Origin of the sequence: Bradyrhizobium uaiense (genome assembly GCF_010811875.1) — a bacterium.
Taxonomy (GTDB): Bacteria; Pseudomonadota; Alphaproteobacteria; order Rhizobiales; family Xanthobacteraceae; genus Bradyrhizobium; species Bradyrhizobium uaiense.
Genome location: NZ_VKHP01000386.1, coordinates 1 through 5774, shown reverse-complemented (window position 1 = coordinate 5774; position 5774 = coordinate 1). Strand labels below are relative to the sequence as shown.

The window sequence follows — 5774 nt, the reverse complement described above, 5'->3', positions numbered from 1 at the left end:
CACCCACGGCAGCGGGGGGATGACCCCGGACGGCGCCAGCCGCGCGAGGCTGTACGCCCGCTCCGAGGCGGCGACGCCGGTCCAGCTCGTCAGCGTCGCCGGTCACGATATTCTGTATTTCTGGGAGAGCCAGGCCCGCGAGCCGCGTCGCGCATTCGCCATGCGGGACCAGGATCAGGTCCTTGACCAGCAGACGGAGTCGCGGGCCAGGCGTGCGGGTACAGACGAGGATCGCGGCCGCCTCCTTGCCGTCCCCCGGAAACAGGTGCTTGCCGAGGCGGTCGTGGTGCGCTCCGCAGAGCGTCAGCGTCGGCGACATCATTGGCCGACCTCCTTGGCAATCGCCGACTCCACCAGCGCCAGATGGGTGATGACGTTGTCGGTCGCGGGATTCCAGGGTGCCGGAGGACCACGGTGGCGCGACCAGCCGTTGAAGGGCGTTCCGCAGATCGTCGCGGCGACCTGGGTGCGGTCGATCGGCCGTCCCGACGTCAGCGTCAGCTTCGGGCTGGTGTAGAACATGTCGATCTGCGCCGTCGGATAGGTCGGCGGGATCAGGAGCGCCAGCATCACCATCCGCGGCGCGTAGCCGGGCGGGACCTGATAGTTGTGGATCAGGAGCCAGCGGCAGGTGCCGTCGATGACGGTCTCCCAGAACAGACCGAGCGAATCGAGGTGCTTCTCGTCGACCTCGAGCAGGTCGAAGTGGCGCCGCGGCGTTGCCGCGGCCTCCCCGTTGTGGACGCCAGTGGGCGTCAAGCGGAGCTTTTCGATGCCGGGCGTCCGCAGGTCCACCGTGAAGTCGAGACCGACCGCGCGCTTCGGCTCGCCCTTCACGATCAGGAAGATCTGCCAGCCCTTCGTCGGGTCGAAGCCGGCGTCGAGCAGCGCCTGCTTCACGACGATGGTCGGCTGGTGCAGCGTGAGGACGACGCCCTGCACGTTCAGCTTCCAGCTCGGCTTGCGGCTCACGAAGGATTCGATGCCGCCCTTGCCGAGATCCACCAGGTCGCGGGGTGCGATCACGCGATCGGGCTCGTCGATGCGGGTAAGCAGCAGCTCGTCCTCCGGCGGCACCTTGCCGAGCCTGCGGACGACGGCGCCGGAGATCATCCGGCTGGGCCATTCGAAGCGCTCGCCGTTGATCGTCAGGAAGAACAGGCGATCGGTCTCGACGACGATGAACTGACGGCCGGCGTTCAGGTCGACGATCTGGCTCGGGGCGATGTCTTCGAGGCCGCCGTCGGGCAGGAACTGCAGCACCACCGCCTGCTGGGCCGGTGTGAAGCCCGCAGCGCGGCTGATCTGGGCTCCGGTCGGCGCGGCGTCATGGATAACCAATTGACGGAACTCGAGATTCTCGCCCGCGACTTCGATCGTCTGCCCCGCTGCGCGGTGATCCGGAGCAGTTTCCTGGATGCTCATTAGCGTACCTTTCTCCGGACATGGCCGGCGTTGATGGTGTCGCTAATATGAACGGGCTTGCTAACTTTGTCAAGCACATGCTAAGCGTGCTTGCAATACTTAGCAGATAGCGTATTATCCCGGTAGGCGGGGATTGGCCCCGCCTCTCGGGAACGGAGGAACGATGGCAGATGAAGAACTCGATGACACCAATACGGCAGAGAGCCTCGGGCGCTATCTGAAGAGCGTCCGGCTAGGTCACAAGATGACGCTGCGGGACGTCGAAAGCGCCACCGGCAAGGAGGTGTCGAACGCCTACCTCTCGCAGCTGGAGTCGGGGACCATCAAGAAGCCGTCCGTCCACGTGCTGTACGCCCTCTCGACGTCGCTCGGCGTCCCATACGAAACGCTCATGGAGCGCGCGGGGTACATCGTCCCTTCCGGTCAGAAGACGGAAGGTCAGAAGCACGGAAAGGCCGCGACCTACTCGATCGATAATTTGTCTTCGGACGAGGAAAAGGAACTGTTGAACTATCTCAACTTCATCCGATCGAAGAGGAAGTGACCATGCGACGGCCGGACGACTGCACTCTCACGCCCGGCCAATTGGCCATCATCAGAAGGGAAGCCGAGCGCGCGCTGCGGGAAGCAGGCGCGCTCGGCGTGTTTCCGACGCCGGTCGAAGCCATCATGACGGTGGCCGACGTCGAAGAGGTCAAGGAGGATCTGCTGTCGCCCGGACTGCTCGCGAAGATCCGCGCAGGCGCCGAGATCGCCGGCGGCCTGCTCAAGCGCGCCGTCTCGAAGATCATGGGTCTATTCCATGCGAGCGCCGGCCTGGTCTACCTCGATCAGAGCCTGATCGAGGTGAAGAAGCGGTTCGTCCGCCTCCACGAATCCGCTCATGGTTTCCTGCCCTGGCAGCGTCCGCTGTACGCCGTCGTCGAGGACTGCGACAAGTCGCTGGATCCCGACGCGGCCGACCTGTTCGACCGCGAAGCGAACGTCTTCGCGTCCGAGGTGCTGTTTCAGCTCGATGCCTTTCGCGACATGGCGGAGAGCCGGACCTTCGAGGTGTGGACGCCGGTGCGTCTCTCCAAGCAGTTCAACGCCTCGATCTATGCCTCCATCCGGCAGTACGTCTCCAAGAACCACCGCGCGTGCGCCGTCGTAGTGCTCGACATGCCGGCGCTGATCGAGGGAGACGGGTTCCGCGCGAACCTCCGCCGCGTCGTGCAATCGCCTACCTTCACCGAGACCTTCGGCCACGACACCTGGAGCGCGCCGTACTACACGCCGGCGGACGAGATCGGACGCCTCATTCCGCTCGGAAAGCGGAAGTCCTCGGGCAAGCGCAACATGGTTTTGATCGACCGAAACGGCGTCAGACACGAATGCATCGCGGAATCGTTCACGCAGGGACATCAGGTCTTCGTGCTGGTGCACTCGGTAAAGACCTTGACCACGACGCTCTTCTTGATCTCCGCATGATCAGGCCGATATCGGCTCAATTCCTATTCCGTTTTCCCGCAGCCCTGCCGAGACTATTGGCGAAATCTTTGAAATGTAGATACCATTCGCGGGTGTTACCTTCATCGGAGCTCGACACGGCTACAGGACCTTCTTCATCGTCAGCCTGAGCGAAAGCACCTGGAGAGTAGGCCGTGGAGTAGGTCCGGTCGCTACGGGACAAAGCAGGATGCCGCGTCATATAGAAGCGCGGGGAACACTGGTCTAACGATGTCGCAACAGAAGCCCAACGGGTTGCTTTCATTGGGTCGCTGGACGGCTAAGGCTTGATTGAGGAGAGATTCGTCGCTGTCCTTTCATAGCAATCCGCAGCGGCTTACGGATGGGTCGCACTCTTCCGGCTGCAATAGACGCTAGGCGCACACGCGCGGTTAGCAAGAAATCATCTGCGCGTCTGGCGCAGGTGTCTACCATCAGCTTGGCCAAATCGTCAGGCTGGGTCCTCGCGCTGGGCGTCGCCCATCAGGCCGACTAACACGCCAGCCCTCTGACGGCGCTCGGACAGGTCTGACGCGAGCATGAACGATGACATTTAGGGCTATGCTATCTTTCGTCTTCCATTAGGTCTCTGAAGACACGAAGCGATCTCGTCATCTCCTCGCAAATAATCTGCAACTTCGGCTTGGCTATGTTTCGGTCCCGTTCCGTGAGGGTCAAAATCGCCTCAAAGACGTCATCAGAATAATATGCGAGCAATAAAAGGTGTTCGCCCCTCGGGCCGCAAGTGCCGTCAAGCCAATTTTTGATGGTTCTTTCTCCGGCTCCCGTCCACTGCCGAATTCTCTTCAGCATATGTGGCCGCGACCGAGCCTCCTTTTTTAGCGCGTCCCGTATGGCCCGCGCGTAAACCAAGCGTGGCGCGTTATCGCCACTTCCGTTGCGAAAGATTCTGCCCCTCTTCGGCAACATTTTTCCGATTCCTTCCAGTTAGATGGTCAAGAATGGATATCGACGACCTCGGGCGTCTTCCGCGTTCGCAGGTGCGGCCAAGCTGAAGACCGGTGACCACCGTGGAAGGCAAGGAAACGTCGAAATCGCAATCAGTAAGCCATCGGCTGGGTGATCAGTCGTCCCGATTGCTGGTGCGTGCTGCCCAATATGTGCGCATGTCTACCGAGCATCAGCGCTACTCGACGGAAAACCAATCCGAGGCAATCGGCCGTTACGCGACAGAGCGCGGGTTTGAAATCGTTCGCACTTATGTGGATGCCGGCCGTAGCGGCCTCAACATCGACGGACGGCAGGGTCTGCAAGACCTGCTCGGAGATATCGAAGGAAGAAAGGCCGATTTTTCGGTCGTTCTAGTCTACGATGTTAGCCGGTGGGGACGGTTCCCTGACTCGGATGAAGCCGCCTTCTATGAATATCGATGCCGTGCTGCGGGCGTAAACGTCATCTACTGTGCTGAACAGTTCGAGAATGACGGTAGTATCGGATCGGATGTCCAGAAAGTCGTTAAGCGACGTATGGCGGCGGAATATAGCCGCGAACTCTCGGTCAAAGTATTCGCGGGCCAAAAGCGTCTTATCGAGATGGGCTTTCGGCAGGGCGGGCCGCCCGGGTTTGGTTTGAGGCGCCAACTCGTCGATGAGCGCGGTGCTTCAAAGGGCCTCCTGGATCGCCTACAGCACAAAAGTATCCAGACTGACCGTGTGATCCTAGTTCCGGGTCCGCATGACGAAGCACAGATCGTAACCCGCATCTATCGGAACTTCGTTGAGGGGCGGCTCAAGGAATCCGAGATTGCGGACAGCTTAAACAAGCAGGGCGTCCGGACCGATCTGCGACGGCTCTGGACCCGTGGCACCGTTCATCAAGTCCTTATCAATGAGAAATACATCGGCAATAACGTCTGGAATCGCGGTTCATTCAAGCTGAAGCAACGGCGCGTTCGAAATGATCCGCAGTCTTGGATCAGAGCCGACAACGTGTTCGAGCCGATCGTGGATCGAGCTTTATATGACGCGGCACAAGCGATCATTGAAGCCCGCTCTTTCCGCATGACCGACGCCGAAATGCTGGTAGCGCTGCGTCGACTTCTCGACCGAAAAGGCGCCCTGTCTGGCTTGTTGATCGACGAGACGGACGATTGTCCATCGAGTGGCGCATTTCAGCGACGCTTTGGCAGCCTTATCCGGGCATACCAACTGGTGGGATATGCCCCCGAACGAGACTACGCATATATCGACATAAATCGAGCACTTCGAAGGCTGCATCCGAGCGTAATTTCGGAGGTCGTCGATGGACTCGAGCGTTTTGGAGGACGCGTTGTCCGGGACGAAGCAAGTCAGTTGCTGATCGTAAACCACGAATTCTCAGTTTCCGTTGTCATAGCACGCTGCCGCGAAACAGCAGCCGGGAAACTTCGGTGGCGAGTTCGCCTGGAGCGAAGCTTACTGCCCGATGTCACCATCGCAGTTCGGATGGACGGATCCAACATCGCTGCGCGCGACTATCTCATCTTACCGACATTGTGCATGGATGAGCAGGTGCTACGTCTCCAGGAATTCAACGGCATATCGCTCGATTCTTACCTCTTCGAGACTTTGGAACCTTTGTTCGAAATGGGTGAGAGAAGCTCCCTCAAGGAGGTGGCGTAATGACAGACGGAAATCCCCTTGCTGTCCAACTTATTCCGATATCGTTGATCTCGATCGTCAATCCGCGCGTGCGCAATAAGAAGAGTTTTCGGGAGCTTGTAGAAAACATAGCCGCTCTAGGTGGTGTGGACTCTAAGGATTCCCTTTTAGGAGCAAATCAGATTCAAGGCTGCTTTTGGGGAGGCCGCCTTGGGTGTGATGGACCGTTTGGTATTGAGCGACGCGGCGTGGGAGCGGATG

Annotated in this window: 4 protein-coding genes and 2 pseudogenes; 4 read left to right on the top strand and 2 right to left on the bottom strand. The window is 59.8% G+C overall.

Translation table 11 applies throughout. The features are described from left to right. Both FNJ47_RS50715 and FNJ47_RS44260 read right to left on the bottom strand, forming a co-directional pair. A pseudogene (locus FNJ47_RS50715) lies at positions 1-322 on the bottom strand (hypothetical protein); the annotation flags it as partial. Next, positions 319-1425, bottom strand: a complete 1107-nt coding sequence (locus tag FNJ47_RS44260; protein ID WP_163162836.1) for a multiubiquitin domain-containing protein — start codon at positions 1423-1425, stop codon at positions 319-321. The pseudogene FNJ47_RS50715 and the gene FNJ47_RS44260, both read right to left, overlap by 4 nt. A gap of 163 nt (positions 1426-1588) precedes the next feature. Between FNJ47_RS44260 and FNJ47_RS44255 the strand changes: the two genes are divergently transcribed. The 4 genes and pseudogenes from FNJ47_RS44255 to FNJ47_RS50710 form a co-directional block, all read left to right on the top strand. Next, positions 1589-1969, top strand: coding sequence for a helix-turn-helix domain-containing protein (locus tag FNJ47_RS44255; protein ID WP_035687312.1), 381 nt, complete (start codon positions 1589-1591; stop codon positions 1967-1969). A gap of 2 nt (positions 1970-1971) precedes the next feature. Next, positions 1972-2895 (top strand): ImmA/IrrE family metallo-endopeptidase, encoded by a 924-nt coding sequence (locus FNJ47_RS44250; RefSeq protein ID WP_163162834.1) that lies wholly within the window; start codon positions 1972-1974, stop codon positions 2893-2895. Between the two features lie 1040 nt (positions 2896-3935). Further along, on the top strand, positions 3936-5534 hold the full coding sequence (locus FNJ47_RS44245) for a recombinase family protein (RefSeq protein WP_347341807.1): 1599 nt from the start codon (positions 3936-3938) through the stop codon (positions 5532-5534). Continuing rightward, positions 5534-5774, top strand: a pseudogene (locus tag FNJ47_RS50710) (hypothetical protein); the annotation flags it as partial. The gene FNJ47_RS44245 and the pseudogene FNJ47_RS50710, both read left to right, overlap by 1 nt.

Bases quoted from the DNA above. Each gene is read 5' to 3' on its own strand.
- FNJ47_RS44255 (WP_035687312.1), top strand. From the start codon at position 1,589: ATGGCAGATGAAGAACTCGATGACACCAATACGGCAGAGAGCCTCGGG.
- FNJ47_RS44250 (WP_163162834.1), top strand. From the start codon at position 1,972: ATGCGACGGCCGGACGACTGCACTCTCACGCCCGGCCAATTGGCCATC.
- FNJ47_RS44260 (WP_163162836.1), bottom strand. From the start codon at position 1,425: ATGAGCATCCAGGAAACTGCTCCGGATCACCGCGCAGCGGGGCAGACG.